19 protein-coding genes are annotated in these 19,961 nt (G+C 63.0%); 5 read left to right on the plus strand and 14 right to left on the minus strand.

Going from position 1 to position 19,961, the window contains the following annotated elements:
• Positions 1 to 105: 105 nt before the first annotated feature.
• The 7 genes from sucD to ABGM93_RS13055 all read right to left on the minus strand — a co-directional run bounded on the left by sucD (position 106) and on the right by ABGM93_RS13055 (position 7,277).
• Positions 106 to 1,014: a succinate--CoA ligase subunit alpha gene (gene sucD, locus ABGM93_RS13025; RefSeq protein ID WP_321500067.1), complete on the minus strand. Its 909-nt coding sequence runs from the start codon at positions 1,012 to 1,014 to the stop codon at positions 106 to 108.
• Positions 1,014 to 2,213 carry an ADP-forming succinate--CoA ligase subunit beta gene (sucC, locus tag ABGM93_RS13030; protein ID WP_321500068.1) on the minus strand — a complete coding sequence of 400 codons (1,200 nt, stop codon included), beginning with the start codon at positions 2,211 to 2,213 and terminating at the stop codon, positions 1,014 to 1,016. The genes sucD and sucC overlap by 1 nt, the downstream gene beginning before the upstream one ends.
• Before the next feature lie 161 nt (positions 2,214 to 2,374).
• Complete coding sequence (gene mdh / locus ABGM93_RS13035) at positions 2,375 to 3,337, minus strand: malate dehydrogenase (RefSeq protein ID WP_319772374.1); 963 nt, start codon at positions 3,335 to 3,337, stop codon at positions 2,375 to 2,377.
• A 179-nt stretch (positions 3,338 to 3,516) separates the two neighbouring features.
• Positions 3,517 to 4,668: a cell division protein ZapE gene (gene zapE, locus ABGM93_RS13040; RefSeq protein WP_319772373.1), complete on the minus strand. Its 1,152-nt coding sequence runs from the start codon at positions 4,666 to 4,668 to the stop codon at positions 3,517 to 3,519.
• Between the two features lie 194 nt (positions 4,669 to 4,862).
• Positions 4,863 to 5,288 carry a carboxymuconolactone decarboxylase family protein gene (locus ABGM93_RS13045; protein ID WP_321500071.1) on the minus strand — a complete coding sequence of 142 codons (426 nt, stop codon included), beginning with the start codon at positions 5,286 to 5,288 and terminating at the stop codon, positions 4,863 to 4,865.
• Between the two features lie 347 nt (positions 5,289 to 5,635).
• A complete protein-coding gene (locus ABGM93_RS13050) occupies positions 5,636 to 6,421 on the minus strand; it encodes a hypothetical protein (protein ID WP_321500073.1) in 786 nt (261 codons plus the stop codon).
• Positions 6,422 to 6,608: 187 nt separating this feature from the next.
• A complete protein-coding gene (locus ABGM93_RS13055; protein ID WP_321500075.1) occupies positions 6,609 to 7,277 on the minus strand; it encodes an AprI/Inh family metalloprotease inhibitor in 669 nt (222 codons plus the stop codon).
• 371 nt (positions 7,278 to 7,648) lie between these two features.
• On the opposite strand from ABGM93_RS13055, the gene ABGM93_RS13060 reads away from it, so the two are divergent.
• Together ABGM93_RS13060 and ABGM93_RS13065 are read left to right on the plus strand one after the other, a co-directional pair.
• Positions 7,649 to 8,080: a low molecular weight phosphatase family protein gene (locus ABGM93_RS13060; RefSeq protein WP_321500077.1), complete on the plus strand. Its 432-nt coding sequence runs from the start codon at positions 7,649 to 7,651 to the stop codon at positions 8,078 to 8,080.
• A 277-nt stretch (positions 8,081 to 8,357) separates the two neighbouring features.
• A complete protein-coding gene (locus ABGM93_RS13065; RefSeq protein ID WP_321500079.1) occupies positions 8,358 to 9,116 on the plus strand; it encodes a MipA/OmpV family protein in 759 nt (252 codons plus the stop codon).
• A 46-nt stretch (positions 9,117 to 9,162) separates the two neighbouring features.
• On the opposite strand, the gene msrA is transcribed toward ABGM93_RS13065, so the two are convergent.
• The 7 genes from msrA to ABGM93_RS13100 all read right to left on the minus strand — a co-directional run bounded on the left by msrA (position 9,163) and on the right by ABGM93_RS13100 (position 15,340).
• Complete coding sequence (gene msrA, locus ABGM93_RS13070) at positions 9,163 to 9,840, minus strand: peptide-methionine (S)-S-oxide reductase MsrA (protein ID WP_321500081.1); 678 nt, start codon at positions 9,838 to 9,840, stop codon at positions 9,163 to 9,165.
• 204 nt (positions 9,841 to 10,044) lie between these two features.
• Positions 10,045 to 10,824 (minus strand): succinate dehydrogenase iron-sulfur subunit, encoded by a 780-nt coding sequence (locus ABGM93_RS13075; protein WP_321500083.1) that lies wholly within the window; start codon positions 10,822 to 10,824, stop codon positions 10,045 to 10,047.
• Positions 10,825 to 10,865: 41 nt separating this feature from the next.
• Positions 10,866 to 11,729: an FkbM family methyltransferase gene (locus tag ABGM93_RS13080; protein WP_321500085.1), complete on the minus strand. Its 864-nt coding sequence runs from the start codon at positions 11,727 to 11,729 to the stop codon at positions 10,866 to 10,868.
• Positions 11,730 to 11,745: 16 nt separating this feature from the next.
• On the minus strand, positions 11,746 to 13,605 hold the full coding sequence (gene sdhA, locus ABGM93_RS13085; protein ID WP_321500086.1) for a succinate dehydrogenase flavoprotein subunit: 1,860 nt from the start codon (positions 13,603 to 13,605) through the stop codon (positions 11,746 to 11,748).
• A gap of 3 nt (positions 13,606 to 13,608) precedes the next feature.
• Complete coding sequence (gene sdhD / locus ABGM93_RS13090) at positions 13,609 to 13,989, minus strand: succinate dehydrogenase, hydrophobic membrane anchor protein (protein ID WP_321500087.1); 381 nt, start codon at positions 13,987 to 13,989, stop codon at positions 13,609 to 13,611.
• An 18-nt stretch (positions 13,990 to 14,007) separates the two neighbouring features.
• On the minus strand, positions 14,008 to 14,406 hold the full coding sequence (gene sdhC, locus ABGM93_RS13095) for a succinate dehydrogenase, cytochrome b556 subunit (protein WP_321500089.1): 399 nt from the start codon (positions 14,404 to 14,406) through the stop codon (positions 14,008 to 14,010).
• 238 nt (positions 14,407 to 14,644) lie between these two features.
• Positions 14,645 to 15,340, minus strand: a complete 696-nt coding sequence (locus tag ABGM93_RS13100; protein ID WP_321500091.1) for a sulfate transporter family protein — start codon at positions 15,338 to 15,340, stop codon at positions 14,645 to 14,647.
• Positions 15,341 to 16,032: 692 nt separating this feature from the next.
• Between ABGM93_RS13100 and rpsO the strand changes: the two genes are divergently transcribed.
• From rpsO to ABGM93_RS13115, 3 genes are all read left to right on the plus strand, one after another.
• Positions 16,033 to 16,302, plus strand: coding sequence for a 30S ribosomal protein S15 (gene rpsO / locus ABGM93_RS13105; protein ID WP_321500093.1), 270 nt, complete (start codon positions 16,033 to 16,035; stop codon positions 16,300 to 16,302).
• Positions 16,303 to 16,747: 445 nt separating this feature from the next.
• On the plus strand, positions 16,748 to 18,865 hold the full coding sequence (pnp, locus tag ABGM93_RS13110) for a polyribonucleotide nucleotidyltransferase (RefSeq protein ID WP_321500095.1): 2,118 nt from the start codon (positions 16,748 to 16,750) through the stop codon (positions 18,863 to 18,865).
• Between the two features lie 147 nt (positions 18,866 to 19,012).
• A complete protein-coding gene (locus ABGM93_RS13115; protein ID WP_321500097.1) occupies positions 19,013 to 19,912 on the plus strand; it encodes a D-alanyl-D-alanine carboxypeptidase family protein in 900 nt (299 codons plus the stop codon).
• Positions 19,913 to 19,961 lie beyond the last annotated feature (49 nt).

Below are 19,961 nucleotides of genomic sequence, written 5' to 3' on the forward strand. Positions count from 1 at the left end.
CACTTAAGGGATTGTCTGCATACCAGGCAGTCACAATACCGTCAGCACCTTGCATGAGGCAGGCGCGTAACCGGCGGCGGCATCCGCCGCCGGTCGGATCATTCATCAGCCCTTCAGGACCTCAACCAGCGTCTCGCCGAGCTTGGCGGGAGACGGCGAGACCTTGATGCCTGCAGCTTCCATCGCCGCGATCTTGTCTTCCGCGCCGCCCTTGCCGCCGGAGATCACCGCACCGGCATGGCCCATGGTGCGGCCCGGAGGCGCCGTGCGGCCCGCGATGAAGCCGGCCATCGGCTTCCTGCGGCCCTTCTTGGCCTCATCGGCAATGAACTGGGCGGCTTCCTCTTCGGCCGAACCGCCGATTTCACCGATCATGATGATGGACTCCGTCGCATCGTCGGCGAGGAACATTTCCAGCATGTCAATGAACTCGGTGCCCTTGACCGGGTCACCGCCGATGCCGACAGCCGTCGTCTGGCCGAGACCGGCATTGGACGTCTGGAACACGGCTTCATAGGTCAGCGTGCCGGAGCGCGAGACGATGCCGACAGAACCCTTCTTGAAGATGGAGCCCGGCATGATGCCGATCTTGCACTCTTCTGGCGTCAGAACGCCCGGGCAGTTCGGGCCGATCAGGCGCGACTTGGACTTGTCGAGCTTGGCCTTCACCTTGACCATGTCCATCACCGGAATGCCTTCCGTGATGCAGATGATGAGCGGAATTTCCGCGTCGATCGCTTCGATGATCGCAGCACCGGCCCCTGCGGGCGGGACGTAGATCACGGAGGCATCGGCGCCGGTCGCTTCCTTGGCATCACCGACGGTGGTGAAGATCGGCAGCTCGGCCGCGCCGTCGAGACCGGACGTCCAGGTCTCGCCACCCTTCTTGGGGTGAACGCCGGCAACCATCTTGGTGCCGTAATAGGCGAGCGCCTGCTCGGTGTGGAACGTGCCGGTCTTGCCGGTCAGGCCCTGAACAATGACCTTGGTGTCTCTGTTGACGAGAATGGACATTACTTGCCCTCCTTCACGGCCTTGACGATCTTCTGCGCGGCATCGTCGAGGTCATCGGCGGCGATCACGTTGAGACCGCTCTCGTTGATGATCTTCTTGCCGAGCTCGACATTCGTGCCTTCGAGGCGCACGACCAGCGGCACCTGAAGTCCGACGTCCTTCACGGCCGCGACCACGCCCTCGGCGATGACGTCGCAACGCATGATGCCGCCGAAGATGTTGACCAGAATGCCCTTCACGTTCGGGTCGGCGGTGATGATCTTGAAGGCCGCGGTGACCTTCTCCTTGGAGGCGCCGCCGCCGACATCGAGGAAGTTCGCAGGCTCGGAGCCGTAGAGCTTGATGATGTCCATGGTGGCCATCGCAAGGCCCGCACCGTTCACCATGCAGCCGATGTCGCCATCGAGCGCCACATAGGCGAGGTCGAACTTGGAGGCCTCGATTTCCTTCTCGTCTTCTTCCGACTTGTCGCGCAGAGCCATCACGTCGTCGTGGCGGAAGAGCGCGTTGCCGTCGAAGGAGACCTTGGCGTCGAGGACGCGCAGGTGACCGTCCGTCATGACGATCAGCGGGTTGATCTCCAGAAGGCTCATGTCCTTCTCGGTGAAGGCCTTGTAGAGGATCGGGAAGAGCTTCAGCCCGTCTTCGCGCGCCGCGCCCTCAAGCTTCAGCGCGTCGCAGACCTTGCCGGCGGCTTCCGCCGTCACGCCCGCATCCGGGTCGATCGGCAGGGTGAGGATCTTTTCCGGCGTGTGGGCCGCGACTTCCTCGATGTCCATGCCACCTTCCGTGGAGGCCACAAAGGCGACCTGGCCGACGGTGCGGTCAACGAGCAGGGAGAGGTACAGTTCGCGATCGATGTCGGCACCATCCTCGATATAGAGGCGGTTGACGACCTTGCCGGCAGCGCCGGTCTGCTGTGTCACGAGCGTGTTGCCAAGCATTTCCTTGGCGTTGGCGACCACCTCCTCGATGGTCTTGGCAAGGCGGACGCCGCCCTTGCTGTCGGGGCCCAGTTCCTTGAACTTGCCCTTGCCGCGGCCGCCCGCATGAATCTGCGACTTGACCACGTAAAGCGGGCCGGGAAGCTGCTTGGCTGCGGCTTCGGCCTCGTCGGCGGAGAAAATGGGCACACCAGAGGCGACAGGGGCACCGAATTCCTTCAGCAGCGCCTTGGCCTGGTACTCGTGGATGTTCATGACGACTCCCTCGAGAGATCTCTCGTTTCAGGATCCTGCGCATGGTCCGGCATCGGGCCGGGGGTCATGCGCCATTCTCAGCAGATGCGCGATCCGGTTGTCTTCCTCCCGATCGCGCACCTTCAAAATGACAAAGGGGAGCCGTTGCCCCCCTCGCCCAATCACGCCAGCGCAGGCTGGATCTTCTTGCAGGCTTGGACCAGACCGTCGACAGCGGCGACGGACTTTTCGAAATTCGCCTTTTCGTCGGCGTTCAGGTCGATCTCGATGATCCGTTCGATGCCCCCGGCGCCGATCACGGTCGGGACGCCGACATAGGTGTCGGACAGGCCATATTGGCCATCCAGATGCGCCGCGCAGGGCATCACGCGCTTCTTGTCATAGAGATAGCTCTCGGCCATGGCGATCGCGGAGGCCGCGGGCGCGTAGAAGGCGGAGCCGGTCTTGAGAAGCGAAACGATCTCCGCACCACCGTCACGGGTGCGCTGGACGATCTCGTCGAGACGCTCCTGCGTGCACCAGCCCATCTTGACCAGATCGGGCAGCGGAATGCCGGCGACCGTGGAATAGCGGGTCAGCGGAACCATGGTGTCGCCGTGGCCGCCGAGCACGAAGGCGGTGACGTCCTTGACGGAGACATCGAATTCATCGGCAAGGAAGTGACGGAAGCGCGAGCTGTCGAGAACGCCCGCCATGCCGACCACCTTGTTGGCGGGCAGGCCGGAGAACTTCTGCAGCGCCCAGACCATGGCGTCGAGCGGGTTGGTGATGCAGATGACGAAAGCGTTCGGGCAATACTTCTTGAGGCCCGCGCCCACCTGCTCCATGACCTTCAGGTTGATCTCAAGGAGATCATCGCGGCTCATGCCGGGCTTGCGGGGAACACCGGCGGTCACGATCACGACATCCGAGCCCTCCAGGGCCTCGTAGGTATTCGTGCCGGCCAGCTTCACGTCAAAACCGTCGACGGGCGACGATTCCGCAATGTCCAGCGCTTTGCCCTGCGGGACGCCTTCAGCGATGTCGAACATGACGACGTCGCCGAGTTCCTTCAAACCTGCGAGATGTGCGAGCGTGCCACCGATCTGGCCCGACCCTACGAGTGCGATCTTATTTCGCGCCATGCTGTTGGTTTCCCTTTACGTAAACGTCAGCTACGGCCATAGGTCATATGGTCGCGGTGTCGATACTCTCTTTGCCCGCGCGGCGCAACCGCCCGGACCAAGCTTCGACAATTGTACGGGGTAAAATATCCGTAGGTCAGTCCCTTTTTCGGCTCCCACACGGATTTCCGGCCCGAAACTCAATCAATTCCTTCCTTTGCGTCCTCCAGATACTCTTCGGAACGCATTTCCGTCAGACGGGAAATCGTTCGATCGAATTCGAACTTCTCCGTCCCGCTTGTGCCCAGATAAAGCTGGTCCGGCTCGGCCTCCGCGGAGACCACCAACTTGATGCGATGATCGTAAAGCGCGTCGATCAGGTTGATGAAACGCTTGGCTTCATTGCGCCTGTTCTGCTGCATGACGGGTACATGTTCCAGCATGACCGTATGGAAGGCATTGGCGACACGCAGGTAATCGGCGGCGGAGTAGGGGCGGGCGCAAAGGTCGGCGAAAGTGAAGCGCGCCACCCCACATGCCGTTTGCGGAACCTCGATCCATCGGCCCTTCACTTCCAGCCTGTCCGCGCGCGCCTTCGTCCCTTGCGTCAGCGCCTGCCAGATACGCTCCATCTCCGCATCCGCGGCCTCTCCGAGCGGCGAAAGATAGACAGGCGTGCCCGCCAGCTTCTCCAGCCGATAGTCGGTCGGGCTATCGAGATTGAAGACATCCACGTGGGTTTTCAAGAGCTTGATGAAGGGCAGAAAGTGGCCGCGATTGAGGCCGTCCTTGTAGAGATCGTCTGGATCGACATTGGAGGTGGCAACCACCACGACGCCGGCATCGAAGAGCTTCTCGAAAAGCCGTCCGAGCAGCATGGCGTCGGCGATATCGGTCACGGAGAATTCATCGAAACAGAGAAGCTCGGTTTCCTTGGCCAGGGCGTCGGCCACCGGCGCAATCGGATCCGGCCCCTTGAGAACGCCCGCCTTGATCTTCTGACGCGCGGCATGGATGCGCTCGTGGGCATCGCTCATGAACTCATGAAAATGTGCCCGCCGTTTGCGTTTGACATTGGCACGTTCGAAGAAGAGATCCATCAGCATGGTCTTGCCGCGCCCGACAGATCCCCAGACATAGAGCCCCTTCAGGGTCTCGGCAGGTTGTTTCTTGCCGAAGAGCCAGCCCAGCGGGGACAGCTTCGTCTCCGGACGGCGGGACAGGCTTTCATTGAGGGCGTCGAGGCGGCTGACAATCTCGCGCTGGGCGGGATCGGGGGACAACTCCCCGGCAGAGACCATCGCCTCGTAACGTTCGCGGACGCTGGGCGTCGGCGTTTCGGGAGCAGACATTGGCATAGCTTCCAGACTTGAAGCACGGAGGGCGGAGGGCGCCCTGGCGCCCGCCGAAAGAGACATTACCGGCGGACGAAAGGTCGCAGTCTAATGCAGCGATAAACCTTGCGCCGCTTATTGACAAGCGCGCGAAAGGCGAGAGGTTTCATGGGCTTTCCATCTTTTTTGGGCCAAGAGAGCCCCTTTGCCCGCTAATCGTCTGACGACGCAGGGGCAGAGCGGGCACCCAGGAATGCCGCGTCAACCGGCACCTGAAGCCCCACCGCCAGACGATTTGTTTCGCTGGCCATGGCAACGACGGACTGAAGCTCCATCAGTTGCGCATCGCTCATGCCGCGCTTGCGGGCCGCCGCCGTGTGCGAGCGGATGCAGTACTCGCAGTTGTTGGCGATGGAGACGGCCACATAGATCATCTCCTTGGTCAGCGGATCGATCGTGCCAGGGCCCATCACCTCGCGCAGACTTTCCCATGTCCGCCGGAGAGCGACCGGATCATTGGCAAGCACACGCCAGAAATTGTTGATGAAATCGGTCTGGCGCGTGGCGCGGATATCATCGATGACAGCACGGGCTTCAGCGCACATCTCGTCGTCATCGAGCACAGGAACAAGGCTCATCCGGCTACCTCCCTTTTGAGCGATCTTCGGGCTGGCCGTTTGACCCGGGTTACATCCCGAAAACCTCACCAGAGCGTACAACCCTGCGCGCGCCCGTGACCAGCACACATGCGGACCGCTCATCCAGCCTTTCCGATCACGGGAAATCCGACAAGGCCACCGCGTCGCCGTGCCCCGGAGAACACCAGCAAGCCGATGAAGGTCCGGGGCGGCGGCCAGCCAGGTCAGGCCAGCGGTCGCATCGCTGCGCGCGGGGAAAAAGGCGCAAGCCCCGGTTGGGAGCGCGCATGGAGAGCGGAAGGAAGGTGGGGGACGCGCCGATGCCCGGTCCAGGCATCGGCCAGGCTTCAGCTTGCGATCAGTTCCGCTTCGAGCCCTGTCTGCCGATTGCCGACGGCTGCCGCCCAGGCCACGAACCAGCGCTCGCCGTCATCACCGAGATCGGCCTTGTGGCCGCGCCCGTCAACGAGGATCCATGCCTGCCCCGGCGTGGCGGCATCCACCACCACATGATCGGCGGACGCCATGGCCTCCGCCACTTCGCTCGCCTGTTCAACCTTGGCAGCAGCCTTTCCGCCGGCCTCCGCGGCCCGCAGGAAGGCATCCAGATCACGGGTGATGACCACCAGAACCCGATGATCGTCACCATTGAAAATGTGGAACCGGCACAATGCGGGCACATGTCCTGCTTCCGGCAAATGCCAGCCCGAACCGTTGCGGCGGGCCGACCCGATTTCCGACCAGTCGATGCGGGCCGACAGGTTCAGCGGCTTCCGGCTGGTTTCCAGCGCCTTGCGCAACGAGGCTGGCAAGCCGCCATTGGCGCGCGCCGGCGTCGGCTGTTTGTCCTTGCCCGAACGCTCGCCACTTCGCGCAAGCGCGGCGCCCAGACGCGCGCGCTGGAACGTCACCTGACGGCGGGAAATATCAACCTGCCGAACGCGCCACCCGGCGGTCAACCACGCTTCCTGATGCACCAGCAGGCCGCCGGAATTCGCCCACCAGGTGCGATGGGCCGTGGCACTGGCCGGCAGAGCGCCTCCGAGGATCCGCTCGATTTCATCGAAGCCCGCCGTCCATTCGAAATCCGGCAACTGGGCAAGGTGCAACTTCAATGGATCATATTTCGCCATGTTAAATATTTTCCCCCAAATGCCGTATGGTTACATTTCCTTACGGACGGGTCCAGACAGTTTTAAAATGAGAATAGCCAGATCGACTAAAGGGCAATGACGTCAGAGTATATTACATCAGGCAAGATAATAATAAACCCGGAGCTCCAATAAGGAGCCCCGGGCCCAAAATTCGGATAGGAGATGTTTAGCGAGAGACCGAGATCGGATAGCCCGCGCCGGTGCGCCCGTCATAGCGTTCGTTGCCGCTCTTGTAGAGCGTGGCGAGCTGGACGCCGTTGCTATCCTTCAAGATGACCTGCGCGCCGTTCAGATCCCACGCAGCGATCGCGCCAAGCGGAGGACCACCGCAACCTTGCGTGTTGGCGCGGTAGCCACCGCTCCACTTCGTGAGGTTCATGAAGAGCTTGCAGGAATTTCCGCCCGCCGAGATTGTCCAGCCGCCGAGAAGCTCGGTCCGGCCGATCTGCGGCGCTCCGGCAGGCGGTGCCGACTGGTTGGACGTCGCTCCGCCCTGCGGCGTGGCAGCGGCCACGTCCGTGCCCTGCGCGCCCGGCTGGCTGACCGGCTGACCGTCAGGGCCGATGACGGTGCCTTGCGGATAGGTTCCGTTGCCATAGCCGCCATTCGCATAGCCGCCATTTCCATAGCCCGGCTGCCCGTAACCGGGCTGTCCATAGGAGGGCTGGCCCTGATCGGGGGCAACCACCAGCGGCTGCAGCCCCCCGCCTTCGGAGACGGGCTGGCGCGGAGCGCTTACGGCCGGCGACGGAGAACGCCCGTAATCAAAACGCGTACAACCAGCCGCCAGGGCTCCCAGACACAGCATTGCAGCGATGGATGCCGCCTTCTTCATACCGATTCGTTCCTTGATCCGTTTTGATCAATCTACCCGCCCGATGCCCACCCGTGAACCGTGAAACCGCGGCATCGGTGCAACGCTCGCCTGTTGCGAGCACAGGCAACGCACCGTCCTCCTTGCACCGCAATACGGGGGAAATGTGGTGACCGCGCAGGCCAGGGCAGACCAACACCGCTCCCGCTGCCAAACCGGTTCGTTTTTTCAGATGCCAGACCCGGCCCGTCCCGCGCAACAGCGCCTGCATCTTTTTCGCGATTTGTGCGTTTCTTCGCTCTCTGCGTGTGCCGTCACACGGATGTTGGAAAGCACCGCTATTGGGCTCACGCAGAGGACGACACCGATCCCCCCGACCCGGAGGTCCCCCCGTGAGCAACGTGCTTTTTCTGTGTCCTGATAACGCCATACTTGGTCCGATGGCGGAAGTCTGTCTGAACCGCGAGGCCCGCGGGACATTTCGCGCCTTCTCCGCATCCGAAACCCCGGCGGGACAGATCCATCCCGGCGTGGAGCGTCATCTGCGCGGGCGCGGGCATGCGACCGCTCTGCTGCAACCGAAATCCTGGCAGCTCTTCGCCATGCCCCATGCGCCGGTGCCCGACATGATCATCGCGCTCGGGGTCGCATTTCCCCAAAATGCGCCCGACTGGTGCAATGGGGCCGAGCGCCGCCACTGGCGGCTCGCCTGTCGCGATCGCGCCCATGCCCTTTCGGTGCCGGCCCTCTACGAGGCGATTCGCACTGCCGTCTCCCAGTTTCTTGCGGCGGAAGCCCCCGACAGCCGCCCCTTGTGCGCCTGATGGCGCCTCGCGGCGCCTTCGATATGCCGCCGGTTTGCAGCGCGACCCTTCGCGCAAGGGTTCCGGCTGTGACCTTTGCGCAACCCGAAGCCGAAAACACGCGCGCGGCAGCATGTTACCCGGTTGCAAAGCGCCGGATCGGTTGAATCCGGTTTTGCTTGTTAACCGGGCTGACCTATTGTGCGGGCAGTTTGATGGTCCCAACATGCTCAGGATGAACGGCGCAATGGGGAATGCTCTTTCTCGCGGATATCTCGGATTTGGCCTCGCAGCCGCAATGGCGGCATCGTTTGTGACGGTGCCGGCTCTGGCCGAGCCCACCGGGCCGGAACCCGGCACGGATATCATCTTCGAGCTTGGCGTGGGCGGACGTATGGCCCCGCAATATCCCGGCGCGGACAGCTACATGCTCTCCCCCACCCCCATCGTCAAACTGCGCTTTCTGGTGCTGCCGGTGCTTGGCAAGGTTTCCGATTACCGTGAGGACGCTGGCCTTGCGATCTATCCGACCGCGAAATTCGTCGGGGAACGCGACGAGGCGGAGCTGACCGGCCTCAAAAAGGTGGACTGGGCCATCGAGCTTGGCGGCGGCGTGCGCTACAAGGGCGACTGGGTGGAAGCCTTCGCGGAAGTGCGCCGTGGCTTCAACGGGCATCACGGGGTCGTCGGCGAGGTTGGCGTGGATGCGCTGGCGCGACCCTCCGACAGGTTGCTGGTCAAGTTCGGCCCGCGGCTCACTTTCGCCGATTCCGAATACATGTCGACCTATTTCGGCGTCACCCCCTCCGAAGCCGTCGCCTCGGGCGGCAAGTTCTCCGCCTTCAAGGCCGAAAGCGGCATTCAGGACGTCGGGGTGCAGCTGCAGCTGGAATATGAGGCCACGCAGGACGTCATGCTCTATGCCGATGCGGGCTATCGCCGCCTTTTGGGCGACGCCGCCGACAGCCCCATCGTGAAGCGGTCCGGCAGCGCGAACCAGTTCACCGCCGGGATCGGCGTGACCTACCGCTTCTCGTTCAACGTCGACGGCAAGTAGGCCGCCCCGCTTTCAATCAACCTCATCTCGACAATAAGACGACCGGTCATGAACCTTCATGACCGGCAATGCCCTTGTATGCGCTCTTGCCCCACACGGCGCGCACCGTGGCATCGCGCCCACAGGCCTTGCGATAATTCTTGTAGGCATCGGCGCGGGTGATGTAGCCGAAGCGCGTGAGGGTGCGCTTGTCTGAGAGATAGTAGTCCTGGTGGTAGTCCTCCGCGGGCCAGAATTTCGCAGCCCCTTCAACGGGCGTGACGATGGTTGACCCCAGTGCCTTTTCCGCCTTCGCCTTGACTGCCGCGGCGTCACGCGCCTGCTCTTCGTTCAAGGCATAGATCGCGGTGGAATAGGAGCGCCCCCGGTCGCAGAACTGGCCGCCTGCGTCGGTCACATCGACCGAATGCAGGAAGATGTCGACCAGCTCCGCATAGGAGACCTTCGCCGGATCGTAGGTGATCTCGACGACCTCGCGATGCCCGCTCTTGCTGTAATCGCCATAGGTCGGGTTTTCGCTCGTACCGCCCGCATAGCCGGAAACGGTGGCGGTGACCCCCTCCACCTGGTCCATGTCGGATTCCACGCACCAGAAGCAGCCACCGGCGAAAAGCGCGGTGTCGGCTTTGACGGGGGCAGCCGTGAGGGCGAGAGCGGCACAGAATGTCAAGGTGAGAGCTGCGGCAACCAACGTGCTGCGCAAGGGACGGGCCTGAAAGCGCATGTGGATCTCCTCCGATCGGGACTTTCCCCCGACATAGGGCGAAGGGCCGCCTTCGTTAAGTCACGCTCGCGTCATTCGCGCGAAGGTGAAGGCGCGTGAGGCGGGCGCGGCGGCCTCGGGCCGGACGACAACGCCCCCGGACAAAGAAAAAGGGCCGCCCCACGGGGCAGCCCTTCCTGTCATTCGCACACCGATATCCGGCGGCTAGAATACGCGTTCCAGCATCATCTTCTTGATCTCGGCAATGGCCTGCGCCGGGTTCAGTCCCTTCGGGCAGGCCTGCGAGCAGTTCAGGATGGTGTGGCAGCGATAGAGGCGGAAAGGGTCTTCCAGCTGATCCAGGCGCTCGCCGGTCGCCTCGTCGCGGCTGTCGATCAGCCAGCGATAGGCCTGCAGCAGGATGGCCGGGCCGAGGTAACGGTCGCCATTCCACCAGTAGCTCGGGCAGGAGGTGGAGCAGCAGGCGCACAGGATGCACTCGTAGAGGCCGTCGAGCTTGGAGCGGTCTTCCACACTCTGCAGCCATTCGGTCTGCGGCGTCGGCGATACCGTCTTGAGCCAGGGTTCGATGAACCGATGCTGCGAATAGAACAGGTTCATGTCCGGGACGAGATCCTTCACCACCGGCATGTGCGGCAGCGGATAGATCTTGATCGCGCCCTTCACCTCGTCCATGCCCTTGGTGCAGGCCAGCGTGTTGGTCCCGTCGATGTTCATCGCGCAGGACCCGCAAACGCCTTCGCGGCAGGAGCGGCGGAAGGTCAGCGTCGGGTCGATCTTGTTCTTGATATAGATCAGACCGTCGAGCACCATCGGACCGCAATCGTCCATATCGACGAAATAGGTGTCGAGCGACGGATTGTTGTCGTCATCCGGGCTCCAGCGGTAGATCTTGTACTCGCGCAAATTGGTTGCACCGGCGGGCTTTTCCCAAACCTTGCCGGTCTTGACCGTCGAGTTGCGGGGAAGCGTAAACTGAACCACGTTATTTGCTCCGCTTGATCCGGGCGCCAGGGCCCGCCGTCTCAGGTTGCATGGTCGGTGCGGTCCACGAGAAGGACATTGTCCTCCGTCTCGCCTTCGACCACATAGCCATGTGCCGTCAGGGTTTCGCGCGGGTCCCGTTTCCAGGCCGCACTGCAATTCGTTTCCATCAGCACCACGCGCGGCCAGACGCCGCGCGGGCTCGCTTCGAGATAGGGCATCAGCACCCGGTCCTCGAAGCCCTCCACATCGATTTTCATCACGTCGGCGCGGCCGATCCCGGCCTCGCCCAGAACGTCGGCAAGAAGCCGGACGGGCACGTCCTGCGTCTGCCATTTGCCCGCTTCGCCTTCGGCGACATCGCCCGCGAGCGTGGCGAAGCCCCAATTTCGCGCCGACGTCCACAAGGTCAGTCGGCCTTCTTCCTCGCCCACCGCCGTCAGCATCACCTTAACCCCGCCGAACCCTTCCAGGGTCTCGTTGGCGGCAATGTTGAAGGCAAGCTTCGCTGCCGTGGCCGCGGACGCCTCGATCGCCAACACCCGTGCCCCCCGGCTTGCGGCGAAGAGGGAATAGGTGCCGACATTGGCGCCGATATCGACAAATTCCACGCCGGGGCGCAGCCACTTGCCGATCAGCGCGTGCTCGGCCTGCTCAGGCAGGCGCGCACGCGCCACAATCTTGCGGTCGTCATAGTTCTCGCCCGGATAGAGGCGGAACTTCAGACCTCCCGCTTCCACATCATAGGGCCCCGAAAAGAGCCACGCTATGGCCCCGCCCGCCTTGCGGCGCAACGTGGCATGGAACCCACCGCCGTCGATCAGCCTCCAGGCCGCTCTTACGAGGCCGCCCGCCGGATGGGATCCGTAGGGCGACACGGTGTCGATCGAGCGACCTTTTGGCATTTCGCAGGCAATTCCCTCAGTAGACACGCGCCTTGGGTGCGATCTTCTTCGGGTCGATGCCGCCGTCTTCCGGCTTGGTCAGCGGTTCGGTGACGACCGGACGATAGCCGAGCTTGACGTCACCGGCCTCATTCACCCAAGCGATGGAGTGCTTGCGCCAGTTCTCGTCGTCGCGACCGTCGAACGGACCGTCCTTGTAATCTTCGCGGGCATGCGCGCCGCGCGATTCCTTGCGGGCCTCGGCGGAATAGACGGTGGTGATGGCATTGGCCATCAGGTTTTCGTATTCCAGCGTCTCCACCAGGTCGGAGTTCCAGATCAGCGACTTGTCGGTGACCTTCACGTCCGGCATTTCCTTCCACAGGGCGGACATGCGCTGGCAGCCCTGCTCCAGGCTTTCCTGGGTGCGGAACACCGCGGCGTCTTCCTGCATGATGCGCTGCATCTTCTCGCGCAGCACCGCCGTGGGCTGGGAGCCGCTGGCGTGACGCAGACGGTCGAACCGATCCATGATCTTTTCGACCGACGCCGCATTGGCCGTGGGCACCGGCTCCCTGGGATCGATGACCTGACCGGCACGGATCGCGGCCGCGCGGCCGAAGACCACAAGGTCGGTCAGCGAATTGGAGCCAAGACGGTTCGCACCGTGAACGCTGGCGCAAGCCGCTTCGCCGACGGCCATCAGGCCCGGCTGGACATTGTCGGGACCGATCCCCTCGCCACGCTGCACTTCGCCCCAATAGTTGGTCGGAATGCCGCCCATGTTGTAGTGGACCGTCGGCAGAACCGGGATCGGCTCCTTGGTGAGGTCCACACCGGCGAAAATCTTGGCCGATTCGGAGATACCCGGGAGCCGCTCATGCAGCAGGGCGGGATCGAGGTGGTCGAGGTGGAGATAGATGTGGTCCTTCTTCGGACCGACACCGCGACCTTCTCGGATCTCGATGGTCATGCAGCGCGAAACGACATCGCGCGAGGCCAGATCCTTGGCCGACGGCGCATAGCGCTCCATGAAGCGCTCGCCCTCGGAATTGGTCAGATAGCCACCCTCGCCGCGCGCGCCTTCGGTGATCAGGCAGCCCGCGCCATAGATGCCAGTGGGATGGAACTGCACGAATTCCATGTCCTGAAGCGGCAGGCCCGCACGCGCGACCATGCCGCCACCGTCGCCGGTGCAGGTGTGGGCGGAGGTGCAGGAGAAGTAGGAGCGGCCGTAACCGCCGGTCGCCAGAACCACCATCTTCGCGTTGAAGCGGTGCATGGTGCCGGTGTCGAGATCCCAGGCCACGACGCCCTGACACACGCCGTCATCGGACATGATCAGGTCGAGGGCGAAATACTCGATGTAGAATTCCGCGTTGTTCTTCAGCGACTGGCCGTAGAGCGTGTGCAGGATGGCGTGGCCGGTACGGTCGGCCACCGCGCAGGTGCGCTGCACCGGGGGGCCGTCACCGAAATTCTGCATGTGGCCGCCAAAGGGGCGCTGGTAGATCTTGCCTTCCTCGTTGCGCGAGAAGGGCACGCCGTAATGCTCCAGCTCGTAGATCGCAGCCGGGGCCTCGCGGGCGAGATATTCCATGGCATCGGTGTCACCGAGCCAGTCGGAGCCCTTCACCGTGTCATACATGTGCCAGTGCCAGTTGTCCGGCGTCATGTTGACGAGGGAGGCGGCGATGCCGCCCTGGGCCGCAACCGTGTGCGAGCGGGTCGGGAAGACCTTGGAGATACAGGCCGTCCTCAGGCCCTGTTCGGCCATGCCAAGGGTCGCACGAAGACCCGCGCCGCCCGCGCCGACCACCACGACGTCATGGTGGTGATCAACAAAATTATAGGCGCGGCCACCGGCGGCCGGCGCGCTGGAAGTGCTAGCGGACATGGCTCAGCCCCCGATACTGATCTTGAGGAGCGCGAACACCGACGCAACGCCGATGAACGAGCAGAAGAAGATGTTGCCCATCAGCCAGATGACCTTTGCCATCTGGCCGGGAACGTAATCCTCGATGATGACCTGAACACCAATCATCATGTGATAGATCACCGTGAAGATGGTGAGCACCATGAGGATGGCGACCAGCGGCGAGCCGAGGATCGCAACCGCGGTTTCATAGTCGGCGCCGCGCATCACGATCAGCAAAACGACAAAGAAGATGCTGAGCGGCACGGCGGCAACGCCGGTCACGCGGGAAAGCCAGAAATGACGGGTGCCTTCGCGGGCGGAACCGAGCCCGCGGACCGTGCTGAGGGGGGTACGCATTCTCATGAGCTGGGTCCTTGATTGTCAGGCGACGGCGAAAACGATGATCCACACCAGAAGGGTGAGGACGATCGAGCCGACAAGGCTGGCAAGCGCGAGCTTGTCGCGAGTTCCCGGGCCCAGGCCACGACCGGTATCCCACAGGAAGTGGCGAAGGCCGCCGAGGGTGTGCAGGATCAGCGACCAGGTGAACCCGATCAGGGCCAGATACCCGATGATCGAGCCGAAAATGCCCATGGCAAAGTCGTAATAGGCCGGGCCGGAGGCCACGGCGACCAGCCACCATGCGACGAAGAACATGCCGAGATAGAGACATACACCGGTGATTCGATGCAATCCTGACACAAACATCGTCAAGATGAGCTTGTAGACTTGGAGATGTGGCGAAAGCGGCCGGGCGGCCTTGACGTCGGACTGCGACATACAACGATCCTTTCCGCTTACGTAATGGTAAGCAAACACAGGATTATTTCGCTGGTCGTTCTAGCCTTATCATTCGCCTACGTCAAAGGCTGCGTTTCGCTGTGGCAAAATTTTGCCAAACGGAAGCCGCGTTTTCGCCATTCCACAAAGTGCCGTCGCGTTGTCAAGACGCCGGATCCCGGGGGCTGGCGCGGCGGCGCAGCCAGCTACCGCCCATGTGCAAAAGCCGCCGCCGCGATCACCGGCGCAGGGCGTTCGCGGACCGCCTGGCAATCCTGCCAGCTGCCCTCTTGTGCAGATGAACCATGAAAACGGTGCCGAAAATCGGGGCCAGAAGGTTCACGATGGGAATCGCCAGGACACCCGCAATCACCAGGCCTGCGAGAAACACCTGCCCGCCATGCGCCTTGCGAAGAAGCCGGGCGTCGGGCGGCGGGGCGAATCTCATCGCGGCGAACTCGAAATACTCACGTCCGATCAGGTAGCCGTTCACCAGGAAGAAGGCGACAATGTTGATGCCGGGCACCAATAGCAGCAGCAAAGCGAAAAGATTGCCCAGAAGGACGACGCCCAGGAACTTGAGCGACAGGATGAGAGAGGGCACGAGCGGCATGGCCGTTCCCGGTCGGTCTTCGGGATAGTCGGCAGCCTCCACCTTTTCGGCGATCTCGTCTTGGAACAGCGCGATGAAAACCGCCGCGACCGGGGCGATCAGGAAGCCCAGACCTATGAACGCGCCCAGCCCCGTCACGATGCTCAGCGTGGTCTGCGCCCACGGATAGGCGGACAGATCGACAAAGTGGCCAATGGCCCATTCGATGGCGAACCACACCACGGCAAGCAGCGCCACGGTGATGCCGAGCGACTTCCACAGGATGACGCGGAAAGGAGGCGAGAGGACTTGCGCAAAGCTGCGTATGGCAAGAGATAGCATCGCGGGCCTTGTTGATCTGCGGAACGGTTCGGGGTGTGGACCGCTCACATAGGGAGCAAGGCGACGCGACACAAGCCATGGCCGCTCGCAGGCCATATCGGCGCGCCCCGCGGCTTTCGTGCGGCCGCATTCGCGCACAGGTGCGGGAGATTTCGCGCGCCAGCTTCGCGATCGCCTCGCAAGACCCGACGATTGGCGCCAGCACACCGCCCGCCGCGCCTTGCGATTTGCCCGTAGGGACAGGCAGGCAAAGATCATTGAATAAAACGCTGGAAATCTGCGCGCTTGTCGGTCATATTCCGCGCGCATTCGGGACTGGAGCAGTCTCGATGCGAAAACCGGGCGCCGACGTGCATCCGGCTTGCCGCAATCGCGGCGGGCCTTGCAAACCCGGCGACGGAGAAAAAGCGGCAGGCCGGAAGGTTGCTTGTCCCGTGAAGGTTCACCTTTTCGGGGCTTTTCGTGCATCTTCCTTGCCCTGACCATGGCTTCAACCCTTGCCATGACGTCAGACCAAGCTTTCAGACCGTGCTGGACGACATCCCGGCACAGGCCTGAGGCCGAACCGCACAACACGTCAGGGCGTCTGGGGCGAACACCCCGTCGTACGGCGTGCGAGCAAAACCTGAAACGTCTGGGCACGGACAAGAAAACCGGGCGCGCGTTTCGCAACGATTGAAAAAGGACACACGATGTCGATCACCCCTGAGCGCAAGCAGGAACTGATCAAGGAATATGCGACCAAGGAAGGCGATACCGGTTCTGCCGAAGTGCAGGTCGCGGTCCTTTCCGAGCGCATCACCAACCTGACCGAGCACTTCAAGACCCACGCGAAGGACAATCACTCCCGTCGTGGTCTGCTGAAGATGGTCAGCCAGCGTCGTCACCTGCTTGACTACGTCAAGGGCAAGGATGTGGAGCGCTATCAGAGCCTCATCCAGCGTCTCGGCCTGCGCCGCTAAGGCTGCACGGCAACAGGCAGCGGGCCCGCGGGTCCGCTGCGGTCGTTTAGGGGCCTGACTTTGGCGCGGCGCGCATCTTTCGCCGCCCCGGCTTTTGGCCCCCAGCAAACGGAGTTCCCGGATCGGGGGCTCCTTCTTTCGCGCGGCAGCCCAACAGGCAAGCCCCGCACCGGGAGGCTCCCCTAACCCGGGCTCCCGACTACGAGCCATGGGGCGAGATCGCCGGATGCTTTTCACCCGCCTGTTGCGCGAGAAAAGCTTCTTGCCGTCTTGCCCATGGCTCTCAGCGACATCCCGGCCCGGACAGATGCCCTATGGCATGCCGGACCGGATACGAGAGGAAAACGACCGGCAGGCCGCGCGGAATGCACCGCGCAGCACCGGACGATGACAGGGCCGCCCTCGGGAACCGTTCCCGACCGGGACCCTGGAAAGGACAAACCATATGTTTGATATCCAACGCGAAGAAATCGAGTGGGGCGGACGCCCGCTCATCCTGGAGACGGGCAAGGTTGCCCGTCAGGCCGACGGCGCCGTCATGGCGACGTATGGCGAGAGCAAGGTGCTGGCCACCGTTGTCTCCGCCCGCCAGCCGAAGCCGGGTTTCGATTTCTTCCCGCTGACCGTGAACTATCAGGAAAAGGCGTTCGCCGCCGGCAAGATCCCCGGTGGCTTCTTCAAACGTGAAGGCCGCCCCTCGGAGAACGAAACCCTCGTCTCCCGCCTGATCGACCGCCCGATCCGCCCGCTCTTTGCGGAAGGCTACAAGAACGACACCCAGGTCATCATCACCGTGCTGAGCCACGACCTGGAGAACAACCCGGACATTCTCGCGATGGTCGCGGCCTCGGCTGCGCTGACGCTTTCCGGCGTGCCCTTCATGGGCCCGATCGGCGGCGCGCGCGTCGGCTACATTGACGGCGAGTACGTCCTCAACCCGATGATCGACGACCTGCCGGAGAGCAAGCTCGACCTCGTGGTCGCCGGTACGGCCGATGCCGTTCTGATGGTGGAATCGGAAGCCCAGGAGCTGAGCGAAGAAGTCATGCTCGGCGCGGTCATGTTCGGTCACCGCGAATTCCAGCCGGTCATCGACGCGATCATCCGCCTGGCCGAAAAGGCCGCCAAGGAGCCGCGCGAGCATATCGCGCCGTCCCATGACGAGCTCTACGCCAAGGTCAAGGAAATCGCTGAAGCCGATCTGTCCACCGCCTTCCTGATCGCCGACAAGGTCGAGCGTCAGAACGCGGTCGCTGCGTCCAAGGACAAGGTCATGGCCGGCCTGATCGTGGAAGGCGACGAGAACGCGCCGGACAAGAATGTCGTGTCCGACCTGTTCAAGAAGCTTGAGGCCTCCATCGTTCGCGGCCGCATCCTCAACGAAGGGGCCCGTATCGACGGGCGTTCGCTGAACACGGTTCGTGCGATCGAGTCCGAGGTCGGCATCCTGCCGCGCGCCCACGGTTCCGCGCTCTTCACCCGCGGCGAGACCCAGGGTCTCGTGGTGGCGACGCTCGGCACCGGTGACGATGAGCAGTTCGTCGATGCCCTGACCGGCACCTACAAAGAACGCTTCATGCTGCACTACAACTTCCCGCCCTACTCCGTGGGCGAGACGGGCCGCATGGGCTCCCCGGGACGCCGCGAGATCGGCCACGGCAAGCTGGCATGGCGCGCGGTGCGTCCGATGCTTCCGGCCCATCACGACTTCCCCTACACGCTGCGCGTGGTGTCCGAAATCACCGAATCCAACGGTTCGTCCTCCATGGCGACCGTCTGCGGCACCTCGCTGTCGCTGATGGATGCGGGCGTTCCGCTGACCCGTCCGGTGGCCGGCATCGCCATGGGCCTCGTGCTCGAAGGCGAGAAGTTTGCAGTGCTCTCCGACATTCTCGGCGACGAGGATCACCTCGGCGACATGGACTTCAAGGTGGCGGGTACCTCTGAGGGCGTTACCGCGCTCCAGATGGACATCAAGATCGCCGGTATCACCGAGGAGATCATGAAGGTTGCGCTGGGCCAAGCCCAGGAAGGCCGCCTGCACATCCTCAACGAGATGGGCAAGGCGCTGGGTGAAGCCCGCACCGAGCTCGGCGAATTCGCCCCGCGCATCGAGGTGATCAAGATCGCGGTCGACAAGATCCGTGAAGTGATCGGCTCGGGCGGCAAGGTCATCCGCGAGATCGTGGAAAAGACCGGCGCGAAGATCGACATTGCCGACGACGGCACCATCAAGGTCGCCTCCTCCGACGGCAAGGCCATTCAGGCCGCCATCAACTGGATCAACTCCATCGCGGCCGAGCCGGAAGTGGGCATGATCTATGACGGCACGGTTGTGAAGACGGTCGATTTCGGCGCCTTCGTCAACTTCTTCGGTGCCAAGGACGGCCTGGTCCACATTTCCCAGCTCGCCCCGCACAAGGTCGCCAAGACGACCGACGTCGTCAAGGAAGGCGACAAGGTCAAGGTCAAGCTCATGGGCTTCGACGACCGCGGCAAGGTTCGCCTCTCCATGAAGGTCGTCGACCAGGAGACCGGCGAGGAAATCAAGCAGGACGCCTAGGCCGTGGCCTTTCCCATTGCTTGAATGACGACAAGGCCGGGGCAGCGATGCTCCGGCCTTTTTCTTGAACCTTTTCGGCTCCAGGGTCACGGTTGCGATTCTGATACCGCCCCGCCCCTTTCTTCCGCCCGCGTCTGTGATGGATAAATGATGCGCCCAACCGTTCTTGTCGGTCGAGCCTTGAGTGTTGCGCTCGCCCTTGTGCTTCTCGCCTCGCCCGTTCTCGCTGCCCCCGCCCGCCTGCTCTTCGATGTCGGCCGGAACAAGCTGATCACGGCGGACAGCGTCGATACGCTGCGCCAGCCCGCCTCCCTCACCAAGCTGATGACGCTCTACCTCACCTTCGAGGCGCTGCGCGACGGGCGGCTGCACTGGAACGACCGCATCACCTTGTCGGCCAATGCGGAAAGCATGCCGCCCTACAAATTCGCCATCGGGGCTGGCAAGACCATCACCGTGCGCGAAGCGGTGAATGGGATGATCGTGATCTCCGCCAATGATGCCGCGGTGGCGATGGCCGAGCATCTGGGCGGGGATGTTCAGACCTTTGCCAGGACAATGACCGCGACTGCGCGACGTCTGGGCATGACCAGCACGACTTTCCTCAATCCGACAGGCCTGACCGATCCGAAACACCTGACGACCGCGCGGGACATGGCGACGCTGGCACTGGCGCTGATGCGCGACTTTCCCGACCAGTTCCCCTTGTTTTCGCAGAAATACATCGTCTTTCGCGGCATGAAGCTGCGCGGGCACAACTTCGTCATGAACCGGGTGCCCGCCGTCGATGGAATGAAGACCGGCTATACCAGCGCTTCCGGTTACAGCGTGGTGACCTCCGCCAAGCGCGGCAACACGCGGCTTATCGGGGTCATCATCGGGGCGGACAGTGCCGAGGAGCGCGACAAGACCATGGCCGCGATGATCGAGGCGCACCTGCCCGCGCCCGCGCCCGGCACCCCGCCGGACCTGCGCCTGCGCGACATCAAGGGACATGTTCCGCTCCCCCGCCCGCAGCCTCACAGGGGCGAGGGCACCCGACGCTAGAGCGCAGCGGTTGTCGTCAGCTGTCGATTTGAACGGAGAGGTTTGCCGG

Source organism: Breoghania sp. (assembly GCF_963674635.1).
In the GTDB taxonomy this organism is placed as follows: Bacteria; Pseudomonadota; Alphaproteobacteria; order Rhizobiales; family Stappiaceae; genus Breoghania.